General features: G+C 57.3%; 24 protein-coding genes and 1 pseudogene. 14 read left to right on the top strand and 11 right to left on the bottom strand.

Annotated elements, in window-relative coordinates:
• Positions 1 to 302 precede the first annotated feature (302 nt).
• The 4 genes from DEQ67_RS15540 (at position 303) to DEQ67_RS15525 (ending at position 2968) form a co-directional block, all read left to right on the top strand.
• Positions 303 to 698 (top strand): DUF7567 family protein, encoded by a 396-nt coding sequence (locus DEQ67_RS15540; protein ID WP_115891699.1) that lies wholly within the window; start codon positions 303 to 305, stop codon positions 696 to 698.
• Between the two features lie 97 nt (positions 699 to 795).
• A complete protein-coding gene (locus tag DEQ67_RS15535; protein ID WP_115891700.1) occupies positions 796 to 1134 on the top strand; it encodes a hypothetical protein in 339 nt (112 codons plus the stop codon).
• A gap of 75 nt (positions 1135 to 1209) precedes the next feature.
• Positions 1210 to 2139 (top strand): DUF955 domain-containing protein, encoded by a 930-nt coding sequence (locus DEQ67_RS15530; protein ID WP_115891701.1) that lies wholly within the window; start codon positions 1210 to 1212, stop codon positions 2137 to 2139.
• Positions 2140 to 2359: 220 nt separating this feature from the next.
• A complete protein-coding gene (locus tag DEQ67_RS15525; RefSeq protein WP_004062166.1) occupies positions 2360 to 2968 on the top strand; it encodes an HD domain-containing protein in 609 nt (202 codons plus the stop codon).
• Between the two features lie 468 nt (positions 2969 to 3436).
• Here the strand turns inward: DEQ67_RS15525 and DEQ67_RS15520 are convergent, their stop codons facing one another.
• The 6 genes from DEQ67_RS15520 to arsD all read right to left on the bottom strand — a co-directional run bounded on the left by DEQ67_RS15520 (position 3437) and on the right by arsD (position 7633).
• Positions 3437 to 4285, bottom strand: a complete 849-nt coding sequence (locus DEQ67_RS15520) for an arsenite methyltransferase (RefSeq protein ID WP_115891702.1) — start codon at positions 4283 to 4285, stop codon at positions 3437 to 3439.
• Complete coding sequence (locus DEQ67_RS15515; RefSeq protein WP_004977720.1) at positions 4278 to 4637, bottom strand: ArsR/SmtB family transcription factor; 360 nt, start codon at positions 4635 to 4637, stop codon at positions 4278 to 4280. The genes DEQ67_RS15520 and DEQ67_RS15515 overlap by 8 nt, the downstream gene beginning before the upstream one ends.
• A 184-nt stretch (positions 4638 to 4821) precedes the next feature.
• Positions 4822 to 5010 (bottom strand): halo-CC-star protein HcsS, encoded by a 189-nt coding sequence (gene hcsS / locus DEQ67_RS15510; RefSeq protein ID WP_115819466.1) that lies wholly within the window; start codon positions 5008 to 5010, stop codon positions 4822 to 4824.
• Positions 5001 to 5369 carry a halo-CC-star protein HcsL gene (gene hcsL, locus DEQ67_RS15505; protein ID WP_115891703.1) on the bottom strand — a complete coding sequence of 123 codons (369 nt, stop codon included), beginning with the start codon at positions 5367 to 5369 and terminating at the stop codon, positions 5001 to 5003. The genes hcsS and hcsL overlap by 10 nt, the downstream gene beginning before the upstream one ends.
• On the bottom strand, positions 5366 to 7300 hold the full coding sequence (gene arsA, locus DEQ67_RS15500) for an arsenical pump-driving ATPase (RefSeq protein ID WP_115891704.1): 1935 nt from the start codon (positions 7298 to 7300) through the stop codon (positions 5366 to 5368). Before arsA ends, hcsL begins: the two co-directional genes overlap by 4 nt.
• 3 nt (positions 7301 to 7303) lie before the next feature.
• Positions 7304 to 7633 carry an arsenite efflux transporter metallochaperone ArsD gene (gene arsD / locus DEQ67_RS15495; protein WP_004062155.1) on the bottom strand — a complete coding sequence of 110 codons (330 nt, stop codon included), beginning with the start codon at positions 7631 to 7633 and terminating at the stop codon, positions 7304 to 7306.
• Positions 7634 to 7947: 314 nt separating this feature from the next.
• Here arsD and DEQ67_RS15490 point away from each other — a divergent pair, with 314 nt between their 5' ends.
• The 3 genes from DEQ67_RS15490 to DEQ67_RS15480 all read left to right on the top strand — a co-directional run bounded on the left by DEQ67_RS15490 (position 7948) and on the right by DEQ67_RS15480 (position 9585).
• Positions 7948 to 8340 (top strand): ArsR/SmtB family transcription factor, encoded by a 393-nt coding sequence (locus tag DEQ67_RS15490; protein ID WP_115819468.1) that lies wholly within the window; start codon positions 7948 to 7950, stop codon positions 8338 to 8340.
• Between the two features lie 98 nt (positions 8341 to 8438).
• A complete protein-coding gene (locus DEQ67_RS15485; protein WP_115891705.1) occupies positions 8439 to 8870 on the top strand; it encodes a low molecular weight phosphatase family protein in 432 nt (143 codons plus the stop codon).
• A 307-nt stretch (positions 8871 to 9177) separates the two neighbouring features.
• Positions 9178 to 9585 (top strand): SWIM zinc finger family protein, encoded by a 408-nt coding sequence (locus tag DEQ67_RS15480; RefSeq protein ID WP_115891718.1) that lies wholly within the window; start codon positions 9178 to 9180, stop codon positions 9583 to 9585.
• A 33-nt stretch (positions 9586 to 9618) separates the two neighbouring features.
• On the opposite strand, the gene DEQ67_RS15475 is transcribed toward DEQ67_RS15480, so the two are convergent.
• Complete coding sequence (locus DEQ67_RS15475) at positions 9619 to 9804, bottom strand: hypothetical protein (protein ID WP_042662797.1); 186 nt, start codon at positions 9802 to 9804, stop codon at positions 9619 to 9621.
• Between the two features lie 380 nt (positions 9805 to 10184).
• Between DEQ67_RS15475 and DEQ67_RS15470 the strand changes: the two genes are divergently transcribed.
• Entirely contained in the window at positions 10185 to 11111 is a 927-nt protein-coding gene (locus tag DEQ67_RS15470) for a transcription initiation factor IIB (RefSeq protein WP_115891719.1), read from the top strand.
• A 17-nt stretch (positions 11112 to 11128) separates the two neighbouring features.
• Here the strand turns inward: DEQ67_RS15470 and DEQ67_RS15465 are convergent, their stop codons facing one another.
• Positions 11129 to 11473, bottom strand: a complete 345-nt coding sequence (locus tag DEQ67_RS15465; protein ID WP_115891706.1) for a hypothetical protein — start codon at positions 11471 to 11473, stop codon at positions 11129 to 11131.
• Positions 11466 to 11828, bottom strand: a complete 363-nt coding sequence (locus DEQ67_RS15460; protein ID WP_004062142.1) for a hypothetical protein — start codon at positions 11826 to 11828, stop codon at positions 11466 to 11468. Before DEQ67_RS15460 ends, DEQ67_RS15465 begins: the two co-directional genes overlap by 8 nt.
• Positions 11829 to 12038: 210 nt before the next feature.
• On the opposite strand from DEQ67_RS15460, the gene DEQ67_RS15455 reads away from it, so the two are divergent.
• Positions 12039 to 12347: a ribbon-helix-helix protein, CopG family gene (locus tag DEQ67_RS15455; protein ID WP_004062141.1), complete on the top strand. Its 309-nt coding sequence runs from the start codon at positions 12039 to 12041 to the stop codon at positions 12345 to 12347.
• Positions 12348 to 12848, top strand: a complete 501-nt coding sequence (locus DEQ67_RS15450; protein WP_115862110.1) for a PIN domain-containing protein — start codon at positions 12348 to 12350, stop codon at positions 12846 to 12848.
• Between the two features lie 530 nt (positions 12849 to 13378).
• Here DEQ67_RS15450 and DEQ67_RS15445 read toward each other — a convergent pair.
• Together DEQ67_RS15445 and DEQ67_RS15440 are read right to left on the bottom strand one after the other, a co-directional pair.
• Positions 13379 to 13786: a DUF7344 domain-containing protein gene (locus DEQ67_RS15445; RefSeq protein ID WP_199505998.1), complete on the bottom strand. Its 408-nt coding sequence runs from the start codon at positions 13784 to 13786 to the stop codon at positions 13379 to 13381.
• A 67-nt stretch (positions 13787 to 13853) separates the two neighbouring features.
• Entirely contained in the window at positions 13854 to 14510 is a 657-nt protein-coding gene (locus DEQ67_RS15440; RefSeq protein ID WP_115803689.1) for a helix-turn-helix domain-containing protein, read from the bottom strand.
• A gap of 193 nt (positions 14511 to 14703) precedes the next feature.
• Here DEQ67_RS15440 and DEQ67_RS15435 point away from each other — a divergent pair, with 193 nt between their 5' ends.
• The 4 genes and pseudogenes from DEQ67_RS15435 to DEQ67_RS15420 all read left to right on the top strand — a co-directional run bounded on the left by DEQ67_RS15435 (position 14704) and on the right by DEQ67_RS15420 (position 17072).
• Positions 14704 to 15348, top strand: a complete 645-nt coding sequence (locus tag DEQ67_RS15435) for a helix-turn-helix domain-containing protein (RefSeq protein ID WP_115803688.1) — start codon at positions 14704 to 14706, stop codon at positions 15346 to 15348.
• An 82-nt stretch (positions 15349 to 15430) separates the two neighbouring features.
• Positions 15431 to 15775 (top strand): HalOD1 output domain-containing protein, encoded by a 345-nt coding sequence (locus DEQ67_RS15430; protein ID WP_115803395.1) that lies wholly within the window; start codon positions 15431 to 15433, stop codon positions 15773 to 15775.
• A complete protein-coding gene (locus DEQ67_RS15425; protein ID WP_115803394.1) occupies positions 15772 to 15957 on the top strand; it encodes a hypothetical protein in 186 nt (61 codons plus the stop codon). The genes DEQ67_RS15430 and DEQ67_RS15425 overlap by 4 nt, the downstream gene beginning before the upstream one ends.
• Before the next feature lie 106 nt (positions 15958 to 16063).
• Positions 16064 to 17072: pseudogene (locus tag DEQ67_RS15420) on the top strand (IS630 family transposase).
• Positions 17073 to 17262 lie beyond the last annotated feature (190 nt).

The raw sequence follows: 17262 nt of genomic DNA, 5'->3' as shown, positions 1-17262 counted from the left end.
AGGCAACCATCAGAATCACACCGACAACTGTGAGTCCTTTATCCAGCAAAGAACCATCTGGGACTAGGTGAACGCGGAAAAACATGATAAGCGCTACGAGAGCAACTAAGACGCCACTTTTCCATCGACGGGCAATCAATGATGAGGTGTTCAACGAAGGCACTATCAAATATTAACAGTGGTTGACAATAAGTCGATTGGGTAGTGGGAGATACGCGCTCTATACATACCATCGAGACCAGCAAGGTCGAGTGATTTCCACACCACCCGCTCGTGATACCTGCAACGGTCGTGAATGATCGATGAGTCTCGAGCGCGTGTTTCGTCACGACAAGGCGCTGTTCGAATTTCTGTGGTGTCCAGTATGTGGTACCGAGTCGTTCACGCACATTCCCTTCGAGGGGGTGTTCTGCACAGAGTGCAATACCAGCGTGACGTGCCGTGAGGCGCCTGAGTCGCGTGGCTACGATGAGGCGGTCATCATCACATTCGACGCGACGACGACGTGGAATCTCCACGTTGACGAAAAACTTCGCCGGCCGCTTCCCGACGACGAAGCATGCGTTAAGATTCTCGGTGCGCCCGGTGACTCCCACGTCGATTGGTGGGCACCAACCACGACCGAAGACTGGACGCCAGTCAAGCGCAACGAGTTCGCTGACGACTCCGAACCGGAGGAAGTGTCGCACCTCGCATAGTGTCGGTCGAGAGACCCGTCGGTACTAGCGCGCCGTGGTTATTTTTGTGCCCGTGATGGGTGCGGGCTGAAGACACAGTCCGTGTGACGTGATTTCCATGAGTCACCAACAAACAGAGTCAGACGTCTCGATCGACGAGATTCCAGTCGACCTCGAACTCGTGCATAGCACCGACCTCTCTCGAGCCGACGTTCCGGATAAAATCGAGTCGATTACGTGGTCTCTCCTGAGCGAACAACCGCCGGAAAACCCGCTCGTCGTACTCATAGCCGCTCGCTGGTGGTACATCCACGGGGCAGGTGAGTCCGATCCCGTGTATTGCTGGGCGATTGAGTGGGCTCGCCACCTCACGACCGGCGAAGCGACTGCGAGCGGCCTGTTCGGCGAGTGTCGACAGTACCTTCACAGTCTCGAACGCGACGACAACGACCGCTAGTTCGCCCCCACCTGTTTTTTGTGCGCCCCAGAGGGGTGCGGCGCGTCCTAGAGGGACGTGTTAGAACTGAAGCCAATGGCAACAACGAGTTCCCCGTCGGTGTCGTTCGACGAGACCGACACGCGACACGATGAGATGCACCGCACGATCGAACAATGGCTTGCAGACCTCGCTGCCGACGTCGACGACGCTCGGGCGAGCAAGCAGTTCCAAGCGTGGTTGGACGTCCAGAGCGAGTTCCACGACTACTCCCACCGCAACACACTCCTCATCACCCTCCAATGCCCTGAGGCGACGAAGGTCGCTGGCTACCGGACGTGGCAAGACGAGTTCGACCGATACGTCGAGGAAGGCGAGTCGGCGATCTGGATCTGGGCGCCGATCATCACGACCCAATGCCCCGAGTGTGGGAACGCACCGGGCTATCACGACAACAGCGAGTGTGAGTACGACGAGACGCCACCCGAAGAGTGGTCGGAGGGCCTCGTGGGCTTCAAGCCTGCACCAGTCTTCGACATTTCGCAGACCGAGGGCGAACCACTCCCAAAGCTGGATACGGCGGCGACCGGTGAGCCTGATACGCTCGTCGACGACCTCACCAACATTGCGCCGGGCCTCGGTGTAACCGTCCGCATCGTCGGTCCCGACGAGTGGCGACATGGTGAAGCGAAAGGTGTCTGCCAGTCGCGGAGCGTCCAAGACCTCACCCCACTCGTTGAAGTGAAGGACCGGCCGAACCGCGCGGACCTCGCGTCAACAATCATCCACGAGTACGCCCACGCGATTTTGCATTTCGACATTACTGACGCAACCGAGCGGGCGAAACGCGAGGTCGAAGCGGAGGCCGTTGCGTACGTTGTCGGTCGATACCTCGGCTTGGATACGAGTGGGTCGGCGTTCTACCTCGCGGCGTGGCAGGGCGACGAGACGGACGTGCTGCAAGAGCGACTGGGTCGGATTAGCGGGACGGCCGAAGAGATTCTGTCGACACTCGACGCGGTCTGAGATCTCTTATCTGTGGTTCGTTGTCGCTGCTCTGTTGAACCTCTTTTGTCAGACGTAGTTTGTCTGTAACAGAGGGTGTATAGAACTTTTCACAGGGTGATGTTTTCGCAGGTCAGCGGTGAATTACTCGGCACACTGCTCCTGCGGATTTACTGATTGAATGTCAGCGCCCCGGGGATAGTCTCGATGAGTTGAACTGGCCACTTCCCTTCTCCACGATATGATGACCAACGAACTCGACTCCTTGCTCGAGTGGTTCGACTTGAAGGACGAACTTCGGACGGGATGGGTGCTTCGGAATATTGGCTCGCCTGAATCGGTCGCGGCCCATACATGGGGGACAGCGTCGCTTTGTCTGCTCTATGCCGAGCAGGAAGAGATTGACCGTCAGAAAGCAGTGACGATGGCACTCATTCACGACCTCGGAGAAGCTCGAACGGGCGATATCGCAACCCGCGCGGAGGACGGACGCCAGACCATCCCCACGTCCGAGAAGGAGGCAGCTGAACGGAGTGCAGTAACCGATCTCGTCGAACCCTTCGACACCGAACTGCTGACGCTCTGGGAAGAGTACGAAGCACGTGACACCCCGACGGCACAGTTCGTCAAGGACATGGATCTAATCGATAATTGTCTCCAGGCGCTCAAGTACGAGCGCCAAGGTCGGTACGACGAGGACGAGACGAACGACCATTTTGCCGAGTTCGAGAACCTGGACGAGTTCTTTGCTACCGCCGCGCCTCGCATCCAGACAGAGCTTGGCCAGGACCTGTTCGAGCAAATTAAATCGCAGTACGAACGAGAACTCGGGCGACCCTGCCAACTCTGACTACGTCTTTCAGTTGCAACTCGCTTGGTCGGTGTAGCACCTACATTGAGCGATTCGGAAGTTCAGAAGAGGGAGTCCCAATCGTTCTATTCCCTGTGTTGCCGGTTTGACGCGTGCTTCAGCTGTGCTTACCCGGTTTGCTTACCTCGCGTCGCGTCGGTCCACAGAGTACGCATACAGAGCGGTACACACGAGATCCTCCACACCAATACTGCCTATCTTCTGCAGTAGGTCTGTAACCGTTACGACGAACATGAGCGAGAACACGCCGTAATACGCTAGACCGACAAAGAGCAACTCGTGAACTGCCTTCGGACCCAGTACAGCTCGTGCTCGCCTTCTTGCGGATGTCCATCGACCACCGGCCAATACGACCCCGCGACGAAGCCGACGGCGATTGCACACACGAACAGCAACAACAGGCCACTTCGCTCCAATGTGGCGACTAATGACGTACGACCGTCCTGATTAGTCGTCGAGGGTCGGTTTCCGGGCTTCGATAGTGGCCGACACGAGGTACTCGCCGAGGTCGCGGTCGGCCTCCCAGTCGCTGATGAACTCAGTACTCTCGTCCTTGGGTGCGATCTCGACCGCCTCGAAGCCAGCGCGGTCAAGCATCTTCTCGAGTTTTCCGATGGTCGAGGCCCCGGCAACACACCCCGTAAGCGAGTCGGGGTCCATTGCAACGTCGTCGGGGAACGGTGCGGTCTGGACAACGTCGGAGATGGCGACGCGGCCGCCGGGCTTGAGGACGCGATACGCGTCGTCGAAGACACGTTGTTTCTCGGGTTCGAGGTTGACGACGCAGTTCGAAATGACGACGTCGACGGTCTCGTCTGCGACCGGGAGGTGAGTAATCTCACCGAGACGGAACTCGACGTTCCGAGAGTCGTTCTTTGCGACGTTCTCGCGGGCCTTCGAGATCATCTCCGGAGTCATGTCGACACCGATGACGTGGCCGTCCGCGCCGACCTCCTGAGCGGCGAGGAAGCAGTCGAACCCCGCGCCGGAGCCGAGGTCGAGGACGGTTTCGCCGGGTGTCATCGCGGCGAACGCCTTCGGGTTCCCACAACCGAGGCCGAGGTCCGCACCGTCGGCGACCGACGCGATGTCATCGGCGTCGTACCCGAGGCGTTCGCTCTCGGACTGACTGTCGTCGTCACAGCAACCACTATCGTCCGCGACATCGAGGCCGACATCGCTACAACAGCCTTGGTCGCTCGATGCGATTCCGGCGTAGCGTTCCCGTACCAACTGGCGAGTCGCCTCTGGATCGCGGTCGTCGGCTGTCGTGCCAGTCTGGGTGTCGTCACTCATGGGTGCCTCGCAGGTCGTCGAGCGTTTCGAGCAGCGCCACGGTGGTCTCGGTCGGCTCGTAGTACCGCCAGGAGCCTTCTTTTCGGCGCGTGACCAGACCGGCAGCGTACAGCCGGGAGAGCGCCTGGCTGACAGCGCTCTGGCTGACGCCAACCGCCGCTTCGAGATCGCAGACGCAGACACCGTCGTCGGCGTTCGCGATGCGTCGGAGGAGCTCGTAGCGCGTGTCATTCCCCATGGCGGAGAGAACTTGGAGGTCAATCGCCATCGCGTCCGCATCGACGTCCCCAAGTGGAGTACAGCAGGCATCGGCGTCGCCTGTGGCCCCGTCGGCGACAGTATCCTGAACCATATTAGCAATAGCTTATACAAGGAACTACTAATATGTTTCTCTGGCGAGTCCCTCGTCTGCTCCACGCAGAGACGCTCCGAGAGAACGTTGAGTACTGTCCAACGGGTTCCAGCGAACCGAAGAGTTCCGAACCCGGGGCCCGTCTCGCGGCGAAGAACCCGAGTTCGGACTGCGAGTGCGTGTTCTAACAGCAGTCGCTGCCGGCGTCGCAGGCGTCGCCGTAGTCGACGCCGGTCGCCGCAGTGATTGTTTCCGTACAGTCGTCGAGGAGGGCTTCGAAGTCCTCTCGACTGCGTTCCGTTTTCGCGTCGGCGAGCGCCGCACCGAGGGATTCCGCCGCGGTCAGCACGTCGTCAGCGTCGCTCAACAGCACCCACCTCCAATCGACTGCGCGAACGCCTGCCCGATGCGTTCGCTTACGATCTCGTCCGTCTCGGCGAGTAAGCTCTCGAACGCCTCGCGAGCCTCGCGGTGCCGCCTGACAGACTCGAGTTCCGAGAGGTCCTTCTGGATGCTCCGGAGTTCGCTCATGAGCGACGTGTCGAACTCGCCGTTTTGGAGTTCGCGCTCGGTCTCCCGGTACGCACCCAATAGTTCCTGAGCCTCGGCGTCAGCTTCGAGTGCCTCCCGTGCTTCGACCAACTCCTGATAACGTTCACACGTGAGGAGTTCGTCGACGAACGCTTCGAGTTCCGTCTCGACGTCCGCCGTCTCGACCAAGGGGTCGCTCACGATACCGTCACCTCCTCGCGGTCATCCTCGAGCATACGAGCCAATCCCGTGACCTCCGTGCCGAACTCGCGGAGGTCGTCGAGGCCGACGGGTTCCTCCTGACGCAACGGTGCGAGCATCATCGGTACGTCGAACCGCTCTTTAATCTCCGTGAGGTACTCCGCTTGCTGTGCGCGTCGGTTCTCGAAGAACGCGTTGTCGCCGTCGTCCTCGGGGAGCAGGTAGTTCGCCACCACGAGCGACGTCTCGATCCCGACCTGGTCCTTGAGGTCCATCGCGGCACGGTACGCCTCCATCATCGGGGTGAACTCGGGGTACATCACGAACGCGAAGGAACTCCGACTGGGGTCCTGCATCGTCTCGATGACCTCGTCGTACTTCCCACCGTTGGCGGGTGCAGCACCCTTCGTGAGCGACCCGAGGTCCATGAACCCCTTCCAGTCCGACGGTAACTCCAGCAACCGCAACGTGTGCCCGGTCGGGGCCGTGTCGAACACGACGACGTCGTAGCCGTCCTCCTCGAAGTAGCTCACGAACTTCTCGAGGGCTGCCATCTCCTCAGCACACGGCGATTCCAGTTCCTCCTCGACGTTCGCGATGGCCGCCTCCACGTCGATCTGCGTGTCGTCTTTCTCGGCGTACATCTCACGAACGTGATCGAGGACTTGCGTCCGGTACTCCTCGAGCGCGCGCTCCTGGTCGATGCGGGCCGCATCGAGGTTCGCCTGCCCGACGGACGTCGGTTCGTGGCTGACAGGTTGCTCGAAGATGTCCGCGAGGTGCGCGGCCGGATCCGTGGTTACGACGAGCGTCTCGTAGCCCGCTTCCGCGAGCGAGACCGCGGTCGTTGACGCGATCGTACTCTTCCCGACACCACCTTTGCCAGTAAAGAACAGGTACCGTGTGTCTTCAACGGGAGCGAGTTCCTCGGCGACCGCGTCCGGGGCGGTGAGCGAGTCGAAGTCGACAGCTTCGTCGTCACTCGCGCGTCGCGTCGCCGCGTCGACATCGACGGTCGCCTCGTCGCCGTCGTAGAGGACGCCACCGACGTCCGAGAGCAGTTCGAGACCCGCGATTTCTCCGGGCTGGAGTGGGTACGTCGCGAGCGCCTGGCGCTCGAATGTCGACTCCACGCGGTCGATGACGGCCTGTTCGTCCGCGCGCTTGCCCTCGAAGAACGGGTCGTCGCACACTGACTCCGGCAGGTAGCCGTTGACGACGAGGAGTTGCGATTCGATGCCGAGTTCAGCGAGGTCGCTCGCACTCCGCTCTATCTCGTCGATCGACGACGACTCAGGTTTCCCGACGAACGCGAACGACGTCCGGGACTCATCAGAAAGCGTGTCGATGGCCCGCTCGTAGTCCGCTTTCTTGTCGTCCATCGACGCGGCGGGTCCAATGCACGTCGAACCGCCCTTCTCGAGTTCCGCGTTCCAGTCGGACGGCAGTTCCATCAACCGAATGGTGTGTCCGGTGGGTGCGGTATCGAAGACGACGACGTCGTACTCGGGGCTGTCCATGAAGTCGACGAAGTTGTCGAACGCCGCGATCTCCTCGACGCACGGACTGTTGAGCTGCTCTTCGACAGTCTCGATCTCCTCGTCGTCGAGGAGTGCCCGCATCGGTTCGATGGTCTCCTGACGGTACTCTTCGGCAGCGACGTCGGGGTCGATTTCGATGGCCGAGAGGTTCGGGACATCGTCGATGGAGGTGACCTCGTGGCCGATGTCCTGATTGAAGATGTCGGAGAGGTTCGGCGCAGGGTCGGTCGTCACGAGCAGTGTCTCGTAGTCGTTGTCGGCGAGCCACGTCGCGGTCGCGCAGCTGACAGTGCTCTTGCCGACGCCGCCTTTCCCGCTGAAGAAGACGAACTCGGTCTCTTCGCTCGTCGGCTCGACGACGGCACGTGCGGCAGTATCGCTTTGGCTCATCAGTCAGGCCTCCGGCGCGGACTCACGGTCGGTAACCGCGGCTTTGAGGGCGTTGTAGGAGAGGTACTCGGATTTGGCGACGATCTCGTCGTCGACGATCGTGATCGGGAGAATCGACGGGCCGTGTTCTTCGACGAGGTCGTAGATACGCTGCGTCTCGAGGAACTGGTCGATGTCGTGTTGCATATTCGCTCGGGAGATATCGAGGTCGTCAATCTCGGTCTCGAGCTGGTCGAGGGCCGCGCTGACTTCGACGAGTTCGTCGTCGGGGTCCGGGCCACAGACGCCCGTGGAGCAACACATCGCTTCTTCGTACAGTGTGAGTTCAGTCATGAGTTGGATTGAGTCGTGTTTCAATTGTCGTCTGGAACGGCTGCCCGGTGAGTGGCGCTCACCAGCATCACAACCGCCCCATTCATCTGAGCCGTTACTCAAACATTTGGATAAAGCTTCGGCTTTCAGCTAAGTCACACGAGTGAGCGAAATCGCCATAATACACGGTTCTATACGAGATACACGAGCATATTTCGAATGATTGTGGCATTAGTACGTATTTGATATTGCTCAAGTATCTCGACTCAGTTGAATCGGTATTCATCCACAGCGCACCCAGAAGTCTTAATCAAGTATCCACTCAATTCGAATCGATGTCTTCCACCGATCGGCTCCAGCGATACCTCGCCGACGAACGCGGCGGGTGTGGCGACGAAGCGGTCAACGAACGCCTCGCGGAACTCGAGGAACTGCACGTCGCCGCAGGTGGCCCGGAGCTCGACGACGATCTCAACCTGCTCGGAGCGCTCGCAAACGAAACCCGATACAAAATCGTCCGCATCCTCCACGTCGCCGATGACGAACTCTGTGTCTGCGAGTTCAGCCCACTCCTCGACGTCAGCGACAGCGCCATCAGCCACGCGCTCTCCAGGCTCACCGACGCCGGGCTCGTCACTCGACGGAAGGACGGCAAGTGGCGGAAATATCGTCCAACTCCTCGTGCCACTGCGGCACTCGTCGCACTCGACGGTTCCCGACAACTGTGAACCGCTCACTGTCGAGCCTCGATCAGCTATTGAGTGGACTATTGTCTATGGAAGCCGACATACAAACGGTCAAGTAAGCCATGGAAAGTCAGAGTGGTATGGAAGAACCCACGAGAAAGCTCGGGTTCGTGTGCGTACAGAACGCGGGGCGGAGTCAGATGTCCGCAGCGTTCGCCGAGCGCGAACGCGACGAACGAACTCTCGGCGATCACGTTGCGGTCGTTACTGGCGGTACGCATCCCGCCGACAGCGTCCACGACGAAGTCGTCGCCGTCATGGATGAGGTCGGCATCGACGTGTCCAACCGGACGCCACGAGAGGTATCGACGGAAACGCTGGAGTCGTGCGACGTCGTTGCGACGATGGGATGTTCGACGCTCGAACTCGACGCAGAACGAGTCGAGATTCGTGATTGGAACCTCGATGACCCCCACGGCCAAGACATCGAACGTGTCCGGGAGATTCGCGATGAGATCGAGACGCGAGTCCAAGACTTGTTTGACGAGTTCGTCGACGATACCGAGTACTGACAGGCTGACCGAGTCGGCCGAGTGTATCGGCATCTTGGCTTATCGGCCTGATCAGTTGCTGTACGATTGCAGATAAACAACTGAGCGGCTCTTGCTGCATTCACCCTCTGTATCAGCCACGCAGGTTGTGACAGATCTCATAGACATTTCGATGCCTCACAGCAAGTAGCTCACCTGTATTGACTTCAGGACAATCAGGACAGGTCAGCATAAAGAATCCAACCTGATTCTGTGTCACCTGTCACTCCGTTCGACAGCGTAGTTTTTCATGCGCCCGAAGGGGTGCGCGCATTGCGCGCTGGCTACCATGATTCCTGTACTACCAGAGTTCGATCCACCTACGCGCGTCCTCAAGCGGGCGCAGTACGAGGCGTTTGCATTCGAACTCCTCGAGGGCGATGTCCGTGTTCGCAACGAGAGCTATGCTGACCCGACTGCTCACGAGTACCGGGTTCGGATTCAGGACGGCGTGCCCGATTCGTGTTCGTGTCCCGCCGATGCAAGCGGTGACGCCCCGTGTAAACATCGGGTTGCAGTCGCGATTCGCCCACGAATACTCGAACTCGCCGTCCAGATGCGTGTCGTCGCAGATGGTGGGTCAACATCACGCGGCGATGACGACACACCAGACCTACCTTGCGAGTGTGAACAGCTGTCTGAAGCTCTTCCCTGTTGGAACTGCATCGACGCTGGGCGGCGCAACCTATCTGAATAATCGTGTGGGGTTTCGTACGTCACCAATCACCCATCAGTCGTCGGACTGCTGGGACGCAGCGTACGCACCAGCAAACTGCTCGCGCATCTCTCGACGGAGCAGTTCACTCATGACTTCGTAGACGACCGGCTGCGGGTACTTCTCAAGGAGGCGTTGGATGTCGGCTGCACATCTGCTTTTTTCAGTCGCAAAGTTCGCGGTCCATGGTGAGCTACTCATACAAGACAATTATTTGTTGGTTCAGTTAACTGTTCGCCTGGTGAGAATTCCTACTAACACAACCCACGGACCGTGGCCTGCAGAGATTTACTGATACGACTGTCGAGTGTGCGAAACGCGGTGGGCACGAGGCCCACGAGGGAGTTATCAAGGGGTGGATGCAGATGGCTTGGTACGCGATTCCGCACCCGTTGCAGAACAGGGCGCGTCTTGTGTGACACGACGAGCCTGCAACGGCAATCCACCTGTGAGCATGTTTGGTGTTGTGATTCAGTCATTTAATGATCCCCAGCCGGGTCAAAGTTGTTCGAGACGGCGACGATGTTTTTGAGCCCCTGAAGGGTGCGGGGCGCAGCGAGATGCGTCGCGCGGTGTTCGAGATGGCGACACGAGATGTCTACGAGCGACAGTTCGACGAATCGTGCGGGAAATCCTGTGGGAACGCCTCCTGTCCAGAGTGTGGTGGACAGGTCATTACGGACGCTGGTGAGCGACGGTGCGAATCCTGTGGGCTCATCATCGACGGGCACGGCATCGACCACGGTCCCGAGTGGCGATCGTTCGAGCGCAAGGAGCGAAAACGAGTGGGTGCGCCGCGAACGCCGACGCGGCACGACCATGGCCTCGCGACCGAAATCGGTCGACACGTCGATGCGAACGGGACACCGATCCCGGGCGAGCGCCGACAGCAACTCTCCCGACTTCGCACCCAGCACAGTCGGAGTCGGTACCAGTCGAGTCGTGAGCGACGGTTGGCTCACGGGTTGGACGAAGTTCGGCGGCTTGCCGGCGCGCTTGACCTTCCTGATAGCCTGCGTGACCAAGCCTGTCGGTGCTTTCGGTCCGCTCAACAGGCGGACCTGCTGCCGGGGCGGTCGATGGAAGCAGTCGCGACTGCGAGTGTCTATGCAGCCTGTCGATGTGCAGGGCTCTCACGAACGCTCGCCGAACTCGTCCCGCTCGCACGGGTGGCTGACTCGCGCGTTCGGTCAGCGTACAACGCACTCAATACAGAACTCGGGCTGCCTGCGGAGCCAGTTACACCGGTAGAGTTCGTTCCGCGAGTGGCGGATGCGCTTGACGTGACGGATAAGATTCGGCGACGAGCACGGTCGTTAGCCGAGACATCAAGTAGTGAGTGGGCTCATCGTGGCGCGAACCCACATGCAGTCGCTGCAGCGTGTGTGTACACGGCCGCTGTGGAGCGTGACTGGCCGCTCACGCAGGCGCGTGTTGCGGCCGTGAGTGATACCTCAACTCAAACGATTCGAACGCACCACCAGACGTTGTGTGAAGCACGTAGGTGAATGTTCATTTAGGCAGACTACTGGGGGCCGAGATACTGCTTGCACTCTGCAATCATTTCGTCGGCGAATGACTCGGTCACATGTCCCTGTGGATTGACAACGGCGTCATGTTTGATTGTCGCGACGACCCATGGAGAACAATACGAGGTCTTGGTCGGGTCTCTGCCACTCACCCAATCATCTCCAACTTCGAAGTTTCGCGGGAGATTACTGGTTGTGAGAGCTGCACACAAATACTCCTCGCCAGGATACGGGAGCAAGTCTGCAGCAAGAACGACCCAGAGGCGCGGATTTGACCCGCGACGAAATGGATCCGGTGCCCAGAATACGTCGCCCTTCTGGAAGCGGTTGGTGTCAGTCACGCTGTTGTCGTGGGTCAACGGCGTGTTCTTGCCATTCGTCGTACTCAAATGGTTCTTCTTCGCGACTCGCTGCCGTGGCAGCGGCATGGTTGGCTGCAGCGTCAAGGCTCAAGACGTGGTCACTCACGCGCCAGTACGTACCTCGATGCTCAACGCGACCTCGTTCTCTGAGCCTGACGAGAGTCGGGCCAACCGAGCCGGGCTTGACGGACGTCCGCTCGGCAATCTCGCTTTGGGTGAACGCTTGGTCAGCATTCTGAGCTAAGAACGAGAGGAGTTTGTAGGCGTTTGTCCCCGGTTTTGGGTTGCCATTCCCGTCGTCAATGGTCTCGAAGCGATCCGCGCTGATGGGCATAGTATATCAGATGTACTAAGATGTATTGAATGTATTGGACAGCAGCATCAGCGCTTATTCGGATAGCAGCGGGCATGGTGAGAACTGTCAACTCTGTTTCGCTCCTTATAGAACTGGACTCCAAACCTTCTGACGATATCTGAGGGGGTTTTGCGAGGGTAACCAAGCGACGAGCAGGCCGACAAAGTTTTGAATACGTACATACATTGTATGTACATGAGCACAAAACGAGTTAACTTCCGACTGCCCGAGGAGTTGGTGGCACACGCCGACATTGCGGCTGAGGTCACTCACAAGAATCGAACAGAAATCCTCATCGAAGCACTCCGACAGTATCTCGAAGAGAAAGAGTCTGATGAGAGTTTCCGTGAGGCTGTTGTCGAACTGTATCTGAATAACCACATCGAGTTCGAGAAACTGGCCGAGATTATCGGGCGACAGGATGCCGAAGCCGTCCGCGCTTCGAAAGAGGTACTTGATCGTGGTGAAGAACTCGCAGACAAACTCGCAGACCTCTAAATGCTCGTTGTAGACACGAGCGCATTCATCTCTCTTTCAGTCGGCGAAGTTCTCGACGTCTTCGTCACCGAGTTTGACGTCGCAACCACAGAGGCAGTTCTTGAGGAACTCCAAAGAACTGCTGAGTACGATGACCGCCATGGCAAAGCCGCCAATGCCGTCCTCGATACGGCCGACGAGTTCACCGTTGTTGCTGTCGCTGGTGGTGGGTTTGTGACGAGCCGAATCGACGATGGTGAAGCCAGTTGCGTAGCTGCAGTCCGTGAGGTGGATGCAGCGTTCTTGATTACCGACGACTACAGAGCTCTTCCTGAACTTCGAAAACTAGTGAGTGCAGAAGTTGCGCTATCTCCGATCGTTCTCCGGGCGCTGGTCAAGCGCGATGCCCTCAGCGGGGAGGAAGCAAGAGTCACCTTCGAGGCAATGGCAGAAGGACGTGATTGGCTCGGTGCGCCAATCTACCGGTACGCTCGACAGCTCCTCGAAGGTACCTCAAAGTAAGGCATCTCTTCTCAAACTCTCCTTCTGACTCTACTGCTACAAGATGATTGGTACGGAACTAGTCCATCCTCTGAAACTGTGTGTCGACACATCCTCGGAGAGTGGATGTGTGTGGGCCTTCTCAAAGACGGTCTCGAGCTTAAATAAAATCTGATGGCGAGTTATCTGGCTCTGTTGAAATCCTTCAGCGTTGACATTGAAAAGAGCGACTCTTCCCACCGGCTTTCGTCGATCCGGTTAGAAACTAGCCTCTCCGCAAATCGCAAGACGTGAAGAGGATTTCAACAGAGCCACTGGGATGGTTCTGAACGAGATATCTACAGGCGAGCAGGCTTAATGGCTCGGGGGTTGAATTCGTGTTTAGCACTTACTACTCCGTGGACTCGTATCTAGACGGCATCTCCGACAAGACCGCAACTTACTGTCGGGTCTCGACCGGGAATAGAAACCATGGTTCGGAACGGACGGGTCTCCGTCAGTCTACGTATACGCTAAATTCGGTCGGAAAAGGACAGAGACGGTCCAGTCGTTCACTTATCCATATCGTGTGAGTTGATCAGCGCCAGGAGGTCTTGTTCCAGTTCACCGCCAACAAACTGGACGTGTCCCGCGTTAGTCTCGTAATCGACCATCTGAACCTCCGCCAGTTTCGGGAGATGAACGTGGTGAAGTGCGATCTGGACGCGTTGTCGGTGTTCGTCAGATTCTCGATCTGTGTTTTCGTCTCGAAGCATCTCTGCAACGCGGTCTACGAGCGTATCGTATTTCAGTCTCTTATTGGATGTGCTAGTCAGCGAGTTGAGAACGGCCCGCCGGTATTTGCTCGTTACTGCCGACAGAAGACTATCCAGAGAGATTGGTCTCTTTCGTTTCGCAGACCCGGAGACGCTATCGATATCCTGTAAATCAGGTTTCCCTCGCTCTTGCGTCTCATCCATACTCATGTACTGTTGCTCCACCCGCATGTGTCGATTCCATGGTGTACAATGGAGGCAGTCGAACCACCTACGTCTCAGGTTCGGGGGTGAGGAGTGCACGTCGAACGAACGCACCGATGGCCCGACGCAACCGTTCCGTCACTGCTTGGTCTGAAATTCCGAGTTCGCTCGCAAGCTCTTGGGTCGTACAGCCACGTGGGATATCGTAGTATCCCATCTGAACCGCAAGCGTAAGCGCTTCTCTTTGTGGCTCGCTCAGGCCGTACCACTGACTAACCCCGGGGTCCGTGGGATTGTACACTCTGATGACATCCAGGTTGATGTGCGCGTCTTCACAACACGTCCGAAATTCACTCAACGCCTCGCGCTGGGAGAACCGTATCTCGAAATCCCACCCTTCAGACGTTCCGGTCGCACTCGATATTTGTCCCCCTTGATCCAAGATGCATTGAAACAGATGGTCCTGGCTCGCATCCCAATCGAGCCTGAACAGGGTCCGGTTATCGAATACTTCCACCTCTGTTACATTGTCGACAGTCGGATAGCGTCGAACAGTCTCGAGAAAATGGTCTCTGACCGGTTCGTAGACCCAGAAGAGCGGCACAGTCACGTCACCACTCGGGACGAGCGTTTCGAGTTCGATAGCCGACGCCTCGTCCAACTCGAGTATCTGTCCGAGTTCGAAATCACCAGGCGATATTCGAACCTCCGTTATCACACTCATGCTCGTTTGTGAAACTATATTACTCAGAGCCACACAAAAGAAGAAGGCATGGTATACCATGTCTGAACGGGCGAAAAAAGGACCCTTCGGTTGAAGAACAGACGATACTGGTCACCTGTGGAGTTTTGTCTGATCTCGAAGCCATGGTACACCATCCACGCCGATTATGCTCCTGTCGGCCGAAAGCTTCCGCATGGCGACCGTGATGGAATTTACAGGTCCAGTCGAGGAGTTTCCGCTAGGAAGTGTCTTCGGGAGCTTGCCGGGGGTAGAGGTCGAACTGGAACGACTTATTCCACACGAGAAGCTGATTATTCCGTATTTCTGGGTGCGTGGAGTGGAAACCGAAGACATCGAAGCAGCGTTCAAATCACACGTTGGCGTGACGAACATCCGACTAGTCGATAGCGTCGAAGACGAGTATCTCATGCGTGCCGAGTGGGAACAAGAGTATTTCGGCGTTCTGAGTGCTCTTGCCCGGGCGAAGGTAGTCGTACTCTCCGGAATTGGAACGAAAGACGAGTGGCGATTTGAGGTGCGCGGCGAAAATCAGGAAGCACTCGCAGAGTTTCGAGACTACTGCCAGAAAAACGATATACCGATCACAATCACTGCGGTCCACGCCATGCTTCCTGTTCAGGGAGTTGGCTTCGATTTGACTGAAACTCAACGTGAGGCGCTGGTATTGGCTTACGAGCGTGGCTACTTCGACACCCCACGCAAGGCATCACTCGAAGAGATCGCTGACGAACTCGGCATCACACAGCAATCACTTTCGTCACGACTTCGACGCGGACATCGACGCCTCATCAGAGCGACCTTGGTCAGTGTGTCGTAGTCGTTCTAGCGAATACATTTTTAAATCCTCTGTATAATCAGTACCCCTATTCAACCGATTCAGGCCAATAGAATAGGTAGATATGGACGCAGTGGTGTCTGGAATTGGGGTGGAAGCAGTCGAGTATCATCTTGACTCCACGACTGTTCGTGCCCAGTTCAATCAGGAATACACTCCCGCAAGCATGGGCGTTATCGCGATGCTGGCGGAAGTGATAGTCGCTGATCCGGTTGAACTGGACCTGCTCCATTCGACGGTTGACCCAGACGCGTTAGATGCGCTCGTCCGTGACGGGCTGAACGGAGAAATCCACGTCACATTCACGCACGAGGGTCGTGCGATAACCGAGTACAGCTACGGTGTGGTCACTATTCCACCGACGAACGAATCAAAAGCGGGAAACTACAAGAGGAACCTTGGAAGATGACGTCTGAGAAGGGCTCTCTCACGTCGAAAGCGGAATTGAACACCGAGCTAAAGGGGCTCTTTCTCAGAGCCTACGAGAATGGAATCGATGTGGAAGGCGCATTCGAATGCCGAAATGGAGTCGAGTATCCGGACTGGGACGTAATTGTCACTGAAGTCGAAAAGAACGAGCATACGGACTGAAACCCGTTCATTCGGGCGTACTTGGCTCAGTGTCGACTCCCAAACCCGTCCCGCTGCACTATAGTAGCCGTTAGAACTTTTTGCACGGAGACTGTTGCAAGAGATAGTGAAGCATCTCGACGAGATCACCGTCGAGGAATTGCACGACGCCCTCGACAACGTGGACGGAAAGAAGCCGACACAACGGCTCTTAGCAGCTATCGCGTACAAGAACGGAGTCACACAGACTGAGCTAGCCGAGTGGTACGGCGTTCAGCGCCGGACAATCTACAGTTGGCTCAAGCGACTCGAGACTGACGAGTCGCTTGAGCAAGCCGTCTCTGATGATAAGCGAACCGGGAGAAAGCGAAAACTCTCAGAAACACAGCAAAAAGAATTCGAAGAAACTCTTCACGAACCACCCCAAGAAATCGGCATCGACGCGCCGGCGTGGACGCCGGCGCTTGTCCAAGATTTTCTTAAAGAAACCTACGGTGTCGAGTATTCAATCCCAAGCTGTCGGCGGTTGCTGAAAGAAGCGGGATTGAGCTATCAGAAACCACGCCGTACAGCCGCCGAAGCTGACGAAGACGACCAAGAAGCGTTCTACGAAGAACTCAAAAAAAGCGGCGGGAGATGGACGCCACCGTAGTTTGTATCGACCAAACCAAGAAATCCGTGCAAGTCGAGCCGCGTGCCGCGTGGTTTCCGCGCGGCACGCGGCCCTCGGTCAAACTCTCTGGTCAACGCGACTGGACGTGTCTGCTGGGCGCGATCACCGAGGACGGTGATCGCGGTGATCGCTTCTTCTCACGATTCGAAGAGTACGTTACCGCCGAACACGCGAAATATTTCATTTTAGCACTATGTAAAGAATTTGAAGATGACCTGCTCGTAGTGCTGGACGGAGCGCCGTATTTCCAGGCGTCGGCCGTCACGGACCTGCGGCCCGTGACGACCTCGCATTCGTGAGGCTTCCTTCGTACTCGCCGGAGCTAAACCCGGTTGAGGAGTGTTGGAGACAATTTCAAGCAGCTCTGAGTAACCGGTTCTTCGACTCACTTGACGAGCTAACAACAGCGATTGATACTGCCCTTGAGCAACTTTCAGTTCCAAACGTAAGTGATTACTTCTAATGACTACTATAGTGCGAGGTATCTGCGAGAGCAACTCGTATAGGATGTGTCTCGGGATAGATCACGGCCAACCCTCCGATAACTCCTCTCGGTGCTCGTTCATCAATCGTAGGAATGGTTCGATTTCTCCGAACCGAGAGCCACGTGCAAGCGTTTCTGTTTCGGGCGCCCAGTTGACGAATCCCTGGTC

The sequence above is a fragment of the Haloferax sp. Atlit-48N genome, assembly GCF_003383015.2.
GTDB classification, from domain to species: Archaea; Halobacteriota; Halobacteria; order Halobacteriales; family Haloferacaceae; genus Haloferax; species Haloferax volcanii.
This window is presented reverse-complemented; position numbering and strand designations above follow the sequence as displayed.